The 16,360-nt window shown below is 45.3% G+C and carries 17 protein-coding genes; 1 reads left to right on the top strand and 16 read right to left on the bottom strand.

Features of this window, described 5'->3' with window-relative positions; genetic code table 11:
* Positions 1–409 precede the first annotated feature (409 nt).
* Together ACBP55_RS15465 and ACBP55_RS15460 are read right to left on the bottom strand one after the other, a co-directional pair.
* Positions 410–922, bottom strand: coding sequence for a deoxycytidylate deaminase (locus ACBP55_RS15465; protein WP_047672253.1), 513 nt, complete (start codon positions 920–922; stop codon positions 410–412).
* Between the two features lie 110 nt (positions 923–1,032).
* On the bottom strand, positions 1,033–1,749 hold the full coding sequence (locus ACBP55_RS15460) for a ComEA family DNA-binding protein (RefSeq protein ID WP_464652676.1): 717 nt from the start codon (positions 1,747–1,749) through the stop codon (positions 1,033–1,035).
* A gap of 263 nt (positions 1,750–2,012) precedes the next feature.
* Here ACBP55_RS15460 and comER point away from each other — a divergent pair, with 263 nt between their 5' ends.
* Positions 2,013–2,840: a late competence protein ComER gene (gene comER, locus ACBP55_RS15455; protein WP_173192112.1), complete on the top strand. Its 828-nt coding sequence runs from the start codon at positions 2,013–2,015 to the stop codon at positions 2,838–2,840.
* Positions 2,841–2,866: 26 nt separating this feature from the next.
* On the opposite strand, the gene leuS is transcribed toward comER, so the two are convergent.
* The 14 genes from leuS to ACBP55_RS15385 form a co-directional block, all read right to left on the bottom strand.
* Positions 2,867–5,335, bottom strand: a complete 2,469-nt coding sequence (leuS, locus tag ACBP55_RS15450) for a leucine--tRNA ligase (RefSeq protein WP_464652675.1) — start codon at positions 5,333–5,335, stop codon at positions 2,867–2,869.
* 648 nt (positions 5,336–5,983) lie between these two features.
* Positions 5,984–6,742 carry a class I SAM-dependent DNA methyltransferase gene (locus ACBP55_RS15445; RefSeq protein WP_464652674.1) on the bottom strand — a complete coding sequence of 253 codons (759 nt, stop codon included), beginning with the start codon at positions 6,740–6,742 and terminating at the stop codon, positions 5,984–5,986.
* A gap of 1 nt (position 6,743) precedes the next feature.
* Positions 6,744–7,637: a CvfB family protein gene (locus tag ACBP55_RS15440; RefSeq protein ID WP_464652673.1), complete on the bottom strand. Its 894-nt coding sequence runs from the start codon at positions 7,635–7,637 to the stop codon at positions 6,744–6,746.
* Positions 7,634–7,981 carry a ribosome silencing factor gene (gene rsfS / locus ACBP55_RS15435; RefSeq protein WP_029193564.1) on the bottom strand — a complete coding sequence of 116 codons (348 nt, stop codon included), beginning with the start codon at positions 7,979–7,981 and terminating at the stop codon, positions 7,634–7,636. The genes ACBP55_RS15440 and rsfS overlap by 4 nt, the downstream gene beginning before the upstream one ends.
* A gap of 18 nt (positions 7,982–7,999) precedes the next feature.
* A complete protein-coding gene (gene yqeK / locus ACBP55_RS15430) occupies positions 8,000–8,566 on the bottom strand; it encodes a bis(5'-nucleosyl)-tetraphosphatase (symmetrical) YqeK (RefSeq protein WP_464652672.1) in 567 nt (188 codons plus the stop codon).
* A complete protein-coding gene (locus tag ACBP55_RS15425; RefSeq protein WP_464652671.1) occupies positions 8,556–9,143 on the bottom strand; it encodes a nicotinate-nucleotide adenylyltransferase in 588 nt (195 codons plus the stop codon). The genes yqeK and ACBP55_RS15425 overlap by 11 nt, the downstream gene beginning before the upstream one ends.
* A 12-nt stretch (positions 9,144–9,155) precedes the next feature.
* Positions 9,156–9,449, bottom strand: coding sequence for a ribosome assembly RNA-binding protein YhbY (gene yhbY / locus ACBP55_RS15420; RefSeq protein ID WP_029193567.1), 294 nt, complete (start codon positions 9,447–9,449; stop codon positions 9,156–9,158).
* 20 nt (positions 9,450–9,469) lie between these two features.
* Complete coding sequence (gene aroE / locus ACBP55_RS15415; protein ID WP_464652670.1) at positions 9,470–10,333, bottom strand: shikimate dehydrogenase; 864 nt, start codon at positions 10,331–10,333, stop codon at positions 9,470–9,472.
* A gap of 17 nt (positions 10,334–10,350) precedes the next feature.
* A complete protein-coding gene (gene yqeH / locus ACBP55_RS15410; RefSeq protein ID WP_464652669.1) occupies positions 10,351–11,466 on the bottom strand; it encodes a ribosome biogenesis GTPase YqeH in 1,116 nt (371 codons plus the stop codon).
* 8 nt (positions 11,467–11,474) lie between these two features.
* Complete coding sequence (locus tag ACBP55_RS15405; protein WP_464652668.1) at positions 11,475–11,969, bottom strand: YqeG family HAD IIIA-type phosphatase; 495 nt, start codon at positions 11,967–11,969, stop codon at positions 11,475–11,477.
* A gap of 132 nt (positions 11,970–12,101) precedes the next feature.
* Positions 12,102–12,878 carry an alpha/beta hydrolase gene (locus tag ACBP55_RS15400; protein WP_464652667.1) on the bottom strand — a complete coding sequence of 259 codons (777 nt, stop codon included), beginning with the start codon at positions 12,876–12,878 and terminating at the stop codon, positions 12,102–12,104.
* Between the two features lie 60 nt (positions 12,879–12,938).
* Complete coding sequence (locus ACBP55_RS15395; protein WP_464652666.1) at positions 12,939–14,246, bottom strand: DUF4129 domain-containing transglutaminase family protein; 1,308 nt, start codon at positions 14,244–14,246, stop codon at positions 12,939–12,941.
* Positions 14,236–15,174, bottom strand: a complete 939-nt coding sequence (locus ACBP55_RS15390; RefSeq protein WP_464652665.1) for a hypothetical protein — start codon at positions 15,172–15,174, stop codon at positions 14,236–14,238. The genes ACBP55_RS15395 and ACBP55_RS15390 overlap by 11 nt, the downstream gene beginning before the upstream one ends.
* Positions 15,167–16,330, bottom strand: a complete 1,164-nt coding sequence (locus ACBP55_RS15385; RefSeq protein WP_464652664.1) for a DUF58 domain-containing protein — start codon at positions 16,328–16,330, stop codon at positions 15,167–15,169. The genes ACBP55_RS15390 and ACBP55_RS15385 overlap by 8 nt, the downstream gene beginning before the upstream one ends.
* Between the last annotated feature and the right edge of the window lie 30 nt (positions 16,331–16,360).

The raw sequence follows: 16,360 nt of genomic DNA, 5'->3' as shown, positions 1-16,360 counted from the left end.
CAATTGATGTCTAGATCCCGCCTCTTCCCCTTAGTTGTTGTATTATGTACAACAATTAGGCCCCATAAAGGCCATTTCGCAACAAATGGGCTCAAATTGTTGTACAAACTGCAACTTCAAGCTGAAAAACAGCCTTTTAGTGTGTAAATTGTTGTACAAACTACAACATTGATACCACCTTAGCCCATGTTCCTTCACAAAGCTGGTGTATGACTCAAAAATCGAATTTTTGAGTCATCCCCACAATTTATAAGGTTGCATATTGGATTAATCGACAGTCTCGTCATTCCAATAGCAGTCCCTTCAAAAGACAATTCGCAAGGGCAAACAAACAAAAAAACCTCTCCCCAGAGCAGCACCGTTGGCTGCTTCTAGAAAAAGGTTCTTCCTCTCACTACAGTAGACATATTTAATTCACAACATCAGAAACCGTGCCAGGCGGAGGTTCATATCCTTCCATTCTACGGAACACGATGCCTCTGTCCTCCATCAAATGACTTACTTTCTCATGATCCTTGGGGTATCCGCGATGAAAAACGATCTCCATCACTCCACTGTTGGCCAGCATATTCGCACATGTCCAGCAAGGCTGATCTGTCACATAGACAGTCGATCCTTCGCGATCTTCCCGATCCGTAAACAGCAGAAGATTTTGCTCAGCATGAATCGTACGAATACATCGCTGTTTACGAATAACTTCCTCGGTATCATCCACTACTTTCAGCTCGATTTCTTCTACAAGCATGCAGCCAGCCTCTGTGCAATCGGGCACACCCATAGGCGCACCATTGTAAGCTGTTCCAAGCAGCTTCTTACCCTGAACCAAAACAGCTCCCACATGTCGGCGGTTACACCTTGATCGCGTTGATGCCATGTAAGCAATATCGAGGAAATACGTATCCCAATCTTTACGGTTGCTCATAACGGAATGCAACTCCTCCTTCCGAAGACCTATGTATACAAGTGGATTCCTTTTTTCATTTCTAGTATTCTCTCATATTTCCTAGCAAAATAAAAGAAATGAATGGACTATTATGAAGTTACATAAAGAAATACCTTTAACTTCTCAAGCATTTTTTCCCCGATGCCCTTTACCTCCATTAGCTCCTCAATCCGGCTAAATCGCCCCTTTTTCAACCGATAGTCCAGTATGGCCTTTGCCTTGCTCTCTCCAATACCCGGTAATTCATCTAATTGCTTAAGCGTAGCTGTGTTAAGATCCAATTGTCCGGTATACCGCGCTGCTGGCAAACTAACTCCCGGTTTTTCATTTGGCGTAACAGAAAGCTTAGGTAACTCCGTAGATGAAGGTGCTGTTGCTTTTTGTTCTGTGTCTATGGTTTCTTTCTGTTCTGTGTCTATGGTTTCTTTCTGTTCTGTGTCTATGGTTACTTTCTGTTCCGCTTCTATGGTAGCTTTCTGTTCTGTATCTATGGCTGTATTCGGTATTATGTCCTTCGTAGCTTTCGGTTCTGCATCTATAATTGTCTTCTGTTCAGTGTCTATGGCGCCCTTCGGTTTTGTGTTTTTACTTAACTTCGAATCTGATTTTCTTATTGGCTTCGCCTCAGCTGCCGGCTCTTCTCCATTTTGAGCAATCATAGACTGCATCTGAGTGTTCATAGGCATAAAATTTGTCTGTATCATAGACCTGCCGCCACGAAGAAAAGGCCAAACGATAAAAGCAAATAAACAGATCGCTGCCATCATAAGCAGTATCCTTCCTCTTTTAGAACCAAAAAAATCCACGAATTCCCTCCTCAGAGTTTTTCTTTAGCAAAACTAACTTCGTAAGCATGAACTTTAGAGTTTTGCTTTAGCAAAACTGACTTCGTATGCATTATCTTTAGAGTTTTGCTTCAGCAAAACTAACTTCGCAAGCTTTTCCAAACATAATTGCTGACATAAGAACATATACATGAAAAAGCATCCGAATGGCATAGCATTTAAAACGAACCCCGTTCAATAAATGATGAAAGAAAGTGACTGATTTTTTCGGGAGGGATTACTGGATGAAAGCAGGATTCATCGGTACTGGGAGTATGGGAAGTATTCTGATTGAAGCATTCATTCATTCTGGAGCTTTCAATCCGGAGCAAATTATAGCGGGAAATCGAACGATTCGTAAAGTTGAGCTGCTTGCGGAGACATATCCTGGACTTCATGTTGCCGCGTCGAATAGAGAAGTTGTACTGGGGAGCGATCTCATCTTTCTATGTGTGAAGCCGTCTGAATTCAAGAAGGTTATTGATGAAATTAAAGAGGACGTGCTTCCCTCTCAGCTCATCGTATCCATTACAAGCCCTGTCCTGCTCAAACATTTGGAAGGTCTTTTGCCAGCGAAAATCAGTAAGATTATCCCAAGTATCACGAACTACGTGTTGAGTGGTGCTACACTATGTATTCATGGGAATCGAATGCAGCCTGAGGACAAAGAGTGGCTTGAGAACCTGTTTGCGCATATTTCCTCACCCATTCGTGTTTCCGAAAATTTTACGCGGATCTCTTCTGACATATCCAGCTGCGGTCCTGCATTTCTTGCCAAATTTCTGCAGTCATTTATTGATGCCGCTGTTGAGGCAACTGGTATTTCGATTGAGGAAGCTACCTTACTTGCCAGTGAAATGACGCTAGGCACAGGAAAGCTGCTTACGACCGGAGGATTCAACCCTACTACTCTGCAAAAACGCGTATCTGTACCGGGTGGAATTACGGAGGAAGGTTTACGAATTTTGGACGACGAGCTCGCTGGGATATTCTCAAGTGTCATCTCTGCTACACATGCCAAATATGAAGAAGACATTGAGAAGGCCGAGCTGCTTTTTGCTTTGAAGCAGTAGCCTTCCCAAATTGCCAACTTCCTTTACTATCCTACTACAATATTGACTAATTTGCCTTTTACAACAATCAATTTGCGAACGGCCTTTCCGGCGGTCGCTTCTTTGACTTTATCGAGGTCAAATGCGATTTTCTCCATCGCAGCTTCATCTGTATCTTTGGAAATCAGCACACGATCAACAATTTTACCATTAACCTGTACAACAATCTCTATTTCATTATCGACTGTCCACGCTTCATCGTAGGTTGGCCACGGCTGATAAGTAATTGATTCTGTGCCGCCAAGCTTCTCCCAAAGTTCTTCGGCCAAATGCGGCGCAATTGGAGACAGCATCTGAACGAAGTTTTTCATCGCTTCAAGCGGTAAACGCTCTGTTTTATAGGCTTCATTAACGAAAATCATCATTTGACTGATCGCCGTATTAAACCTCAGGGCTTCGAAATCCTCCGTTATTTTTTTGATCGACCGGTGCCAAGTACGTTTGAACGTATCACTGCCCAATGTTTCATCGGCGCTGATTTTAGCGTTTATTTGACCATTCTCGTCAACAAACAGCCTCCACACACGATTCAAGTAACGATAAATCCCATCCACACCCGTTGTATTCCATGGTTTTGTAGCTTCAAGCGGTCCCATGAACATTTCGTAAATACGCAGTGTATCCGCACCTTGATCGCTAACGATGTCATCCGGATTTACAACGTTACCGCGGGATTTACTCATTTTTTCCATGTTCTCACCAAGAATCATCCCTTGGTTTACAAGCTTATGGAAAGGCTCTTTGGTATGAACAAAGCCAAGATCATAAAGCACCTTATGCCAGAAACGTGCATACAGCAAGTGAAGTACAGCATGTTCGGCTCCACCGATGTAAAGATCTACAGGCAGCCATTGCTGCTGAAGCTCATGCGAACAAAACTCTTTATCATTACGAGGATCAATAAAACGCAGATAGTACCAACAGCTGCCAGCCCATTGCGGCATGGTATTCGTTTCACGACGAGCTTTCATGCCGGTTTCCGGATCAATCGTGTTTACCCATTCGGATACGTTCGCAAGCGGTGATTCTCCTGTACCTGATGGTTTAATTTCATCAACTTGCGGAAGCAAAAGCGGCAGTTGATCCACAGGAACAGGCTTCATAGTGCCATCTTCAAGATGAAGAATTGGAATCGGCTCTCCCCAATATCTTTGACGGCTGAAGAGCCAATCTCTCAAACGGTAGGTTACTTTGCCGCGGCCTTTGCCGTTCTGTTCCAACCAAGCGATCATATGACTGATCCCTTGTTCGATGTTCATACCATTAATCGGACCGGAATTGACGTGTTCGCCATCCCCCGCATAAGCTTCCTTCTCAACATTTCCACCTTGCACGACTTCGATAATCGGCAATTCAAACTGTTTAGCAAACTCCCAGTCACGTTGATCGTGTCCAGGAACAGCCATGATTGCTCCTGTACCGTAGCCACCAAGCACGTAATCAGCAATCCAAATTGGCACTTTCGCGCCATTTACCGGATTAACAGCATACGCCCCTGTGAAAACACCTGTTTTGTCTTTGGCCAAATCCGTACGCTCGAGATCGCTTTTACGGGAAGCCTTTTCTTGGTATTCCTTAATGGAAGCAGCTTGATCAGCCGTTGTAATTTGCTCTACAAGCTCATGCTCAGGTGCCAGAACGCAGTACGTAGCGCCAAACAAAGTATCCGGACGTGTCGTAAATACCGTCAGACTCTTCTCATCGTACCCATCAATCGCAAATTGGACTTCTGCCCCAGTTGATTTACCAATCCAGTTGCGCTGCATATCTTTGATACTTTCGGACCAATCCAACTCCTCGAGATCTTCAAGCAGACGTTCAGCGTACTCAGTAATCTTCAGAATCCATTGACGCATCGGCTTTCGAATAACGGGATGGTTGCCGCGCTCGCTCAGACCGTCAATCACTTCTTCATTTGCAAGAACAGTACCCAGCGCAGGACACCAGTTTACGGGAACTTCATCCACATAAGCGAGTCCTTTATTGTACAATTGGATGAAAATCCATTGCGTCCATTTGTAATACTCAGGATCTGTTGTACTAATTTCACGATCCCAATCGTACGAGAAGCCTAGAGATTTAATTTGACGACGGAATGTATCAATGTTCTTCTTGGTGAATTCTCGCGGATCATTTCCCGTATCGAGCGCATATTGCTCAGCAGGAAGTCCGAAAGCATCCCAGCCCATTGGATGAAGGACGTTAAAGCCTCTCATCCTTTTGAAACGTGATACGATATCGGTTGCTGTGTAGCCTTCCGGATGTCCTACATGCAAGCCAGCTCCAGACGGATATGGAAACATATCCAGCGCGTAAAACTTCGGTTTATCCGAATTTTCAAGCACCTTAAACGTTTTCTTCGCATCCCAATAAGCTTGCCATTTCGGCTCAATGGCTTGTGGATTATAGCCCTGCTGCTCTCTTGTTACTTGGGTTTCTTTAGTTTCCTGTGTCATGTGCAAAATCCTCCCTGTATACAGCCATACTCTTCATGATTCAAAAACGCTATAAGCGCCAAAAAACCCCTCATCGCTAGCGGATATCGCTAGGGACGAGAGGTTAGATTCCCGTGGTACCACCCTAGTTAACACAAGGCATTCTTTGCCTGTGTTCACTCTGCCCCTTAACGCGGGTGAGACGATCCGGCTAGCACCATATATAGGGATCTTTGAGTGTAGCTCAAAGTCTCTCCGCTTAGGGATCTTTGAGTGTAGCTCAAAGTCTCTCCGCTTAGGGATCTTTGAGTGTAGCTCAAAGTCTCTCCGCTTAGGGATCTTTGAGTGTAGCTCAAAGTCTCTCCGCTTTGGGATCTTTGAGTGTAGCTCAAAGTCTCTCCGCTTTGGGATCTTTGAGTGTAGCTCAAAGTCTCTCCGCTTTGGGATCTTTGAGTGTAGCTCAAAGTCTCTCCGCTTTAAATGGTGATTCACCTTCTAGCTCCAAGGCGAGTTCACAAGACTGACATCTACCGGCTTCCACCCTATATCCGGCTCTCTGAGAGATGCTGTACAAGTTACTAATCCTCTTCTAAGCTTTAACAATCTAATTAGCTTTGATTATATGTAAAATAATGCCGCACTGTCAAGCCGCAATGGACTTCATTGTCGTTATTTCTTTGCTATAAAGAAAGCGCGCTCCGTCATAGAGGTAGGTTGCTCCCAAGTAAAGTCAGCAGCCATATGCACCTCAGTGAAACCGACGTCAAGCAGCGTTTGCTTAAGCCACTGCAAAGAATAAGCCCTTTGAAGATGAGTTTCATCGATGCGTCGGAATGTATCCGTGCCGCTATCCTTGACAAATATCGTTAAATCGTGCTCAATCTGCACTCTTTCTTCATCCAACTCGCTTGTCCATATGTAGGCAACATCGTCTTCATTCAGGAAAAAGGGCTGAGAGTCTGCATAAGCGAACAATTGCTCAGGAGTATGCACATCGAAAAGGAATAGACCGCCTGGCTTAAGCCCCTCAAAGGTTTGACGGAAAGCATGGATGATATCGTCTTCCTCTAACAAATAGTTGAGACTATCACAGATCGAAAGCGCCACATCCACTTGTTCACCTAGATCCCATTCACGCAGATCCTGTTGTACCCAATGAATGGAGCCACCGCGGAATCGACTTTTGTTCTCCCCCGCTTTTTGCTCGGCGACTGCCAGCATGTCTTCCGATAAATCAATCCCTGTCAGCTTGTACCCTTCCAAGGCTAAAGGAATCGTCAAATTCCCAGTACCACAGCCTAGATCAACAATCGTAGATGGTTTCATACCAAATCGTTCGAAGCTTTCTTTAACGAAACGAAGCCAATCTCCATACGGCATGCTATTCATCAAGCGATCATAGGTGTAAGCGAATTTTTCGTAACTCATGTTAAGCTTGCGTCTCCTCTTGCTTCAGATAGGTCCAATCATCTTCCTGATAGATGAGCCCGTCCTTCATAAGCTTACCTAATGCGCGTTTGAACGCCGCTTTACTTAAGCCAAATCGATCCTTGATAATATCCGCCGACGTTTTATCGGAAAATGGCATCGCATTCCCTGGCCGTTCTTGGAGAACACTCAAAATTCGCTCGGCATCTTCATCGCGGCCTTTTTCCTTCGGAAGCCTCATCGACAGATTAACCCGTCCATCCTCTTCACGAACGAATGCGACACGTACTTCAACTAACTCACCTACACGCAGCAGGCGTGTCCGTTCCGGAGCAGCAATAAGTCCGATAACACCATAGCCGAGGACTCCGGCTTCGCAAATCACAAAGGTACCAATTTGCAGCGGTCTGTACACACGTGCTTTGACCCATTGATTACTCCAACTCGAGGGTGCACGAACGCAAAGAGGAGCCAGATCCTCTTCCAGAGCCAGCTTAGCGATTAAACGCCCTTGCCGATCGTGGGCTAATGTGGCAAATACCTTATCCCCTACTTGAGGACGCAGCTCCTCGAGCTCAGGTACATGTCGGTAGGGAAGCAATAGATTGCGACCTAGTCCCATTTCTAGAAAATATCCAAATCTAGGGTGAATATCTACAACTTCCAGAAGTCCTACTTTGCCCATAAGAAGAAGAGGACGCTTCATTGTAGCCATCAATCGATCCTGTGTATCATGGAACAAGAAGGCTTCAACATGCTCTCCAGGTTGTATCTTTCCTACGATTTCTGCATAAGGCAGAAGAACATCCTGCTGGCCGTCGGTAAGGAAATAACCGTTAGGAGGAACTTCCCTCGCTACCTCTAGGGTAACAAGGGATCCTGCTTCCATTCTCATACGCGCTCCACAACTTTGGCATCGGACCAAAGTCTTTCGATATTATAATATTCACGATCATCGCGGTGGAAGACATGAAGAACAACATCCCCTAGATCAAGCAGGACCCATCTTGCTGTATCAATACCTTCGTAGCCTCTAATATGAACGCCGTGCTCATGTGCTTTCTTTCTAGCTTCGCCGGCAATCGCTTGCACTTGTGTTTCTGAATTTCCATGACAAATAACGAAATAATCAGCGATTAAGGATACGCCTTTCAAGTTCAGGGTTACAACATCTGCCGCTTTTTTATCTTCAGCAGCCTCAACAACAAAAGCCAATACTTCTTCTGGGTTTTTACTCATTCAATCATCCTCCAAGGTTTATGTGTTTAATTGTGTTATCAAATCGTTCCGAGTCAAAATAGTAAGCGGATAAATCCGTTTGCCTTTGGCAATTAAAAAACTAATTGTGGAATCAAAGCCGGCGACCAGCGCCTTCTCAAGGCTGCGTTCAGCGAGTTCGCGAATGAGATCAACACCCGGAAAATCACGTCCAGGCTCCATATAATCCGCTAAACATACGATTTTGTCCATTAATGTCATCTGAACACGACCGGAAGTGTGATACCGAATTGCATCTAGTATCTCCTCATCATGGATGCCAAATTGCTCCTTAGCGATATAAGCTCCAGCATGGGAGTGCCACAGCTCCTTATCATAGTCCAGTAAGTCTTGGGGCAATCCGTTCTCGCGGATAATCTTAGCTTGCTCCTGAACGGACCAATACTTGCAATAATCGTGCAAAATGGCCGCAAGGTCGGCTTTGACCGGGTCACCACCAAAGCGTTTCGCTAAAGTAACGCTAGTTTCCATGACACCGAGTGTATGCAGCCAGCGGCGTTCAGGCATTTGTTCCTTAACCGCCGTTATCAGTTCCTCACGATTCATACAAACGGTTCACCTCCATGTAACTATTCACCGAGTCTGGGACAAGGTAACGGACTGAACCGTTCCTTTGCCTTTCATTACGAATAGCTGTTGACGAAATTTCAACAAGCGGCATGGGTACAATCGTTACTCGATTCCGAATGTGAATAGGCATATGCGACAAGTCAAGCTCATAGCCAGGCCTAGCTAATCCAATAAAACGAATATGCCGCACGATGTCATCAATGCGATGCCACTGCGGCAAATATTGAACCATATCAGCACCTATAATATAAGCAAATTCCGTACCTGGATATTCTTTGCTGAGCAGCTCAATCGTATCGATACTATAAGATACGCCGCCTTTGCTGATTTCGATATCAACTGGACGAAAAAAAGGATTGCCTTCCGCAGCAAGGCAAACCATCTCCCAGCGCTGCTTCGTCGTTGCTTTCGGCGCATTTGACTTATGCGGCGGCACATTTGCCGGCATTAACCACACTTCGGCAAGATCTGCTTCCACCCTCGCTCTCTCCGCCGCGATCAGATGACCGCTATGGATAGGATCGAAGGTGCCACCCATTATTCCGACAAGCATACATCCACCTCGTTAGCGCGGCAGTTCAATCTTCTTCTTGTCACGCGATTCTTTGTAAAGCACGACGATTTTACCGATAACCTGCACAAGTTCTGCGCCAGACTTTTCGGATAATTCAGTGCCGACCTCGTCGCGGTCTTCTCCACTGTTGTTGAGCACAGTAATTTTAATCAGTTCACGAACTTCCAATGCTTCTTGAATGTGACGGATTAAATGATCGTTCACGCCGCCTTTTCCTACTTGGAAGATCGGATCTAAATGGTGCGCCATGGAGCGCAAATAACGTTTCTGTTTGCCTGTTAACATAGATGTCCCTCTATTCATTCTTATTCAGCTAACGACTGTTCTACCACCTGTCTCATCGCCGCAACGGGCGCAGGGGTACCAGTCCAATATTCAAAGGCAAAAGCACCTTGATAAATAAACATACCGAGTCCGCCATGTATGCGGGCTCCTCTTGCTTCCGCTTCACGAAGAAACCTTGTTATTCGCGGATTATAAATGAGATCGCTGACCAGATGGTGCGAACGCAGGAATTCAAGCGGCAACGGAACTTCATCAACATGAGGATGCATTCCGGCCGAAGTTGTATTCAGAACGAATTGGACCTCATCTACGACATGTCCTAGCTCATCCATGCCAAGTCCAATCGCTTCGGTGTAGCTACTTATCGTGTCGGCAAGCTCCAAGGCGCGTTCTTTGGTACGATTCGCGATGTAGATACGGCGAGCCCCTTCTTTAGCAAGCGCATAGGCAACGCCTCTGGCAGCTCCACCAGCCCCAAGGAGAAGAACACTTTTCCCCTTCAGTTCTATTCCTGTCTCTTCCTTAAGCGATCGCACATAGCCGATACCGTCTGTATTATAACCGATGAGCTTGCCAGATTCATTAACGATGGTATTCACCGCTCCAACGATCCTAGCCCCTTCATCGATTTCATCCAAGTACTGCATAACTTCCACTTTATGCGGAATCGTTACGTTAATACCGCGATATCCTAATGCCCGAATCCCGCGAACTGCATCCCCAAGTTCTTCAGGACGAACGTGAAAAGCAGCATAAACTGCGTTAATACCCGCTTCTTGAAACGCCCGATTCAACATAATCGGGGAACGGGAATGCCGTATCGGATCTCCGAAAACCCCATATAGAATGGTATGACTGTCAATCGTCGTCACCAGTTTCTCCATGCTCTCCTCTTGTCCCCCTAAATCAACGACTCACGCGTGATAACCTTAATCCCCTTCGGCGCATGAACGGCAAGCTGTGCTCCAGCTAAGCTGTTCACTTTAATCCAGCCTAGACCAGAGATCAACACATCCATCTGTTTCCCCTTAGGAATGTGCAGCGGATGCTTCACAAGCTTGGGCAGCTCGTCCAAGTCCGCTAGGTTAGGTGGCGCAAGCATGACACCTTTATGTTCTTCATACAAATCATCCGCCTTTTCTAGCTTTGTACGATGAATTTGAATGGCATTGGACGTGTAACAAGTGAATGATTGATGTTCACCGCTAATAAAATCAAACCGAGCTAAGGAGCCAAAAAATAACGTTTGCGCTTCATTTAATTGAAACACCATCGGTTTAAGCGGTTTGTCAGGCATGATTCTAGCTAAATCACGCTTTTTCACGACTTCGGTTAAACGATGTGTATGCACGATTCCAGGTGTATCAACAATAAACCGACCATCATCCAGTGGGATTTTGACCAGATCAAGTGTTGTACCAGGGTACTGTGATGTCGTCAGTTCCGACTCCAGATCACTATAATCACTGATTAACCGGTTAATCAACGTCGATTTACCGACATTCGTTGCACCGACCACATAGACATCCATGTTGCCGCGGTATTCCTGCACAGCTGTGATAACACGATCGAAACCAATGTTTTTCTTCGCGCTGCAAAGGATGATATCAACAACCTTGAGGTTCTCCTCTTTGGCTCTGCGCTGAACCCAGTTAATGATCTTGTTTGCGTTCGTCACTTTAGGCAGCAAATCAATCTTGTTTACGACTAACAATACAGGATTCGTACCCACAAAGCGTGCAAGACCGCTAATCATACTGCCTTCAAAGTCAAAAATATCTACGATTTTCACAACTAGCGCTTTTGTTTGACCGACATGTCCTAGTAATTTAAGGAAGTCGTCCTGCTGCAGTGTGATACTCGAAGATTCATTATAATGCTTAATGCGATAGCAGCGCTGACAAATAACCGGTTCCTTCTGCATCGCTTCTGCAGGGATAAAGCCCAGCTTACCCTTTTCTTCCGTTTGCAGCAAAACGCCGCATCCCGCACAATGATTAATCATTTCTGTACTCATGAATCCTCCTATTTCTTCATCCTTCTTAAAGCCCATTTCTCAATACGGCGATTGATCTTCGTGAAAAAACCCTCATCCTTAATTGAAATGGGTTGAACAAGGATCGTGTATAGCCCCATCCGATTGCCACCAAGCACGTCTGTTAACATTTGATCACCAATGACAGCTGTTTGTCTCGCATTCGTACCAAGCAGCTTCATGGCTCTGTGGAATGAAACGTTCGTTGGCTTCTTAGCTCGGTGAATAAATGGAAGGTCAAGTGGCTCCGCAAAGGCCGAAACCCGTCCATGATTATTATTGGACACGATGACGACCTTGAAGCCCATTTTTTGCAAACGATTCAACCACTCTATTAACTCCGGAGTCGCATGCGGATCTCGTGCGCCTACGAGTGTATTATCAAGATCTGTTATAATACCACGAACACCAAATCCCCATAGGTGATTGGCATCAATATCATAGATCGTATGTACAGACTGTCTGGGCACTAGCTTATTCAGCAAACAAATTACCTCCAACTGCTTCGTCGCAAAGCGGATAGACTTTGAACTACGTTCAAAGATCCCTATATTATATACGTGAAACTATACCATAGTGATCCGCTTGTTGCAAAAAGAAAAGAACATATTTTCCCACTAAGAACGGGCCGGAAGCGGCAACCAGTTCAATACATTTTGAATTTTACGATCCCAATAGCCCCACTCATGTTCGCCTGGTTCTTCTTCATAGGTCAGATCCAGGCCTAATTTGCGGCAATAATCTCGAAATCGAACATTATCTTCGTAAAGGAAGTCCTCCGTACCGCAGCATTGATAGAGCTTAGGAGATGGACTAGTCGCGCCTGATACTTGCTCAGCCAAATAAAACAAATCCTCCCCGCTCCCTTTAATCTTGGACACATCTGCATAAATCAGTTTGAAATCGTCTGGAAAATTCGATGCTCGGTCCGATATATCTAATGCCCCTGATAAGCTTGCCGCTGCTGCAAACCGATCCGGATGTGTAAGTGCCAATTTCATCGCGCCATAGCCACCCATGGACAACCCTGCCGCATAATTCAATTCTCTTTCCTCAGCTAGCGGGAAAAATGATCGCGCTAAAGCAGGCAATTCTTCACTAATAAACGTCCAATATTTTGGCCCATACGCCATGTCGGCATAAAAGCTGCGATTGACGGCTGGCATGACTACCGCTATCCCCAATTGCGAAGCATACCGTTCTATCGAGGTTCTTCGCATCCAAATCGTATGATCGTCAGATAAGCCGTGCAGCAGATACAGCGTAGGATGCTTATGCCCATAAACCGCAGAGGCCAATCCGATTTGATTTTGAGCCGCTTGCGGCAAAATAACATGCATGGATGCTGAAACACCAAGGGAATCTGAATAAAAATGACAGTCGATAAAAGCCATAAATAATAATCTCCTCTCATAGGAAAACCACCACCTTGAAAGGTGAGTGGCTTCTTTGTCCTATTTCATTTGTTCTTTTAATCGAATAATAGATTGACTAACGGTCTGATAGTCGACTTCAGTGGAATTCTGCTGACTGTACTTCGCTCTCTCAAACAATTCGAGCACCGTTTCCAGCTCTTTTTTCATCCACTTGCTTTGGTTCGACCACCTTGTCGTCGCTTCTCGCATTGTTTCATGCTCGTGTCTCATGTAGCCCTTGCGACGGCTTAGCCGCAGCAGTTTTTCGAATTCAACGATAATTTTCTGATTAAAATTAACGACTTGCCTTTTCTTCCTGCGGGTTCGCCATGCTTTCCAGTTATCGCTTTTCAAAATAAAGAAAAGACCTACTGCAACTACCGCAGCGGCTGCTACGCCACTTAACGTCAACCACAACCATGTAAAGCTCGGAGCCGCTTTCGTTTCGTCAGGCAATGTAACAGGGGCACTATCCGTTGATGAGTCAACGGGTGGCGGTGTTTGCTCTGGGAACACATTCGGCAGTTTGAAGCCTGAGGTCGGTTCAAAGGGGATCCAGCCAAAGCCTTCAAAGTAAACTTCAACCCACGAATGAGCATCCGAATTTCTAACTGTATAGGTACCAGCGCCATTCACATCGATTTCCGAACCCAGTTGACTCAAAATACCTAAATCCCTAAATTCCGGTGGAATCGGTGAAGTGCCTGATGAATAACCTTTCACCCAACGAGTTGGAAGCCCGATAGAACGGGCGAGTACTGCCATAGACGATGAGTAATAATCGCAATACCCTTGCTTCACTTCAAATAAGAAGCGGTCAACGAAATCCTTGCTCTTGCCCTTGCTTTCATCTGGGGTATTCGTATACGGATAATGATCTGATAAATACTTCTCGATGGCTTTCGCTTTGTCATAAGGATTCGTCGCTGCCTTCGTAATTTCAACAGCAAGCTGTTTAACTCGTTCAGGAAGGTCGGCAGGCAGTTGTAGATATTCCGCCCATTCCAGTTGATTCGTGTAGTCTGATTTGACTTCTCGCAATAACGCTTCTTCCAGAATAGGTTCCTGGACAACGATTGTATAGTCTTTAGGATAGTTATTTCTTCCTACATAGCGCAGTTCTGACTGGCGAGGAGACCATATCAGGCGTTGAAACGGGTTCTCACCTTTATTCACATCCACAATTTTCTGGATGGCGAATCCCCCAAATAAAACGGGAAATACTTCCTCTCTATCCATGACAATCGTTTGTGTTACTTCTTTGGTTTTCAAAAGTGACAAATCAAATCGCGGATCTAGCGGCAGCGGATTCCCATTCACACGATTGACTGGCAATTTACGCTCCACTGGGCTGAGTCCCCCAGCCTTTTCCGTTATATAGCGATCTCGTTTCCCCTCGAAAATAGGTTCTCTTGCTCGTTTCGACGGTCATAACTGGCGTGTAATCATAACGAAATCCGCCGCCAAGCCGACTGTCGTCTCGACTATAGCCGGAGGAAGCATCTGCGTTCGTCGATGACGTGACGCTGACTCCTTTTCCAAGTAGAGGAACAGCTTCGCCACGACTTACTTTCCAAGCTGTGTAAGGATCCGTTAATATCGGATTCACGGTTGGCGCTAGTAAACCAACTAGAAAAGTGACACCGATAATCAATAGAACGGGAACAACGAGGGTTGATGGGTAATCAGTAATCGTTTCCCAAATAACAGGAGCCCGTCTCTTCAGTTGGCTAAAATGCTGCACCATCAATAGTGAGAATCCGCAAAATATCACCATAGCTACTTGCGGCCACAAAAAAATCATACTGAACGAATCACGCATAGCAAAAAATAAAATACTGACAAAAATAAGGACAAATACACGCAGCCTAGATTGGACAGACCACATCGCAAATAAATAAGTAATCCAAGCAGTTAAACTAAACCAAATGTATGGTTCCAGCTGCCCTGCATTCTGAGCAATCCATTTCACCACATCTTTCCAAGCTGTCACTTTAACCGCCACAAAATGATAGCTCATACCTATGCCATGCAGCCATAAAATCAAACCGAATTGAATCAAAGAACGCCATCCTCGATGTAAATGAGGTATGAGGTAAGTAACCGTTACAATGAAGAGGGTGCCCGTGACAAAAGCGACCGTTTCAGGCAACCAAAGTCCATCCTCTTTCATAATCCAGATGACAAATTGATAAAGGAAAATACCAGTTAAAATGGCTGTGACTCGCTGCGACCAATCTGTCGTTAAAATTCTTTTCCATAATACGTTAGGCATAACGTTTCGCCCCTCCCAACAGGTTAGGCAAGTCCGTCAATTGACTAACCTCATAACCCATATAGCCTTGTGAGCGAATCGCCTTTATCCAATCCTCCTGATTGTTGCCTTCCATGTCCAAACCCTGCGGTTTGAATGCATGGTTGGACTTCCCATGAACCCAGATATGGCATGGATTCATCTGAAGATGTTCCAGATGGTGAATCACCTGTATCATCGCTGAGCCCTTTTGCGGAGAAATAAGTACAAAGAAGCAGCCTGCCGGCCATTCCCTCGAGCGTTCCTTGATGATTTGGTGAAGAGAGTGATAACCGTCTGCCTCTACACCGACCAAATGCTGTATGATTTGCTTGTGATGATTCTGGCTCTGCTTCGGTTCAAAAAAGGTCGATTCCTTCCCAATCGAAAGTAATCCTAGTGCCAAGTCACGACTCGCACCATAGCGAAATAAGGAAGCCGCAACAGATACCGCCAGTTCAAATTCAGCAGTGTCCCGATAGGCACGGGCATTCCGATCCAATAAAATAATCGTCTTAGGAAGGGATTCTCGCTCGAATTCTTTGGATTTCCAAGTACCTGTCTTCGCAGTGGCATTCCAATGGATACGTGATAAGCGGTCCCCATAAATATATTCACGGACACCATTAATTTGCGTCGTTTCACGATGTGCTCGCGTCGTTGTAGAGTGATGCTGCATACCTTTAAGCATTTGATGAAATTGTGCCCACTCCCGTATTGCTACCGTTTGTGGATACACAGTGATAGGCTGCTGAAGCTCTAAGCGTCCTTTATGCTGAAAGAAACCAAAAACATCCTCCGTTAGGCACTCGGTTGCCCCAAAGCGATAATATCCTCTTCTTAAAGGTGGTGTACTGTAAAGTAACTCGCCTCTACGTTTCCAATCCGGAACAAGGGAGCCTTCGAAAACCGTCTCTTCCCCATTTTGTCGAATAAGCTGATCTTTAATCATCATATATGGAATGGGCCAAAAACCCGGAATCTGCACCCCAATGCCAATCTGCAACGATTGCCCTGCTTCGATTTGAGTATCTTGCCCTACATTCGCTAGCTTGCGTGTACCTTGAGCACGTTTAATTCCACTCCAGTTGCCAGAGAGTAAATAGGCGGATAATAACGTGATAATGATAAAAAGCATAGAGGCTAACTTCCCGCCTTGAAACAACAG

It is taken from the genome of Paenibacillus sp. WG02, assembly GCF_055396115.1.
Note: the sequence above shows the minus strand (reverse complement) of the source record. Positions and strands in the feature narration are given on the sequence as shown.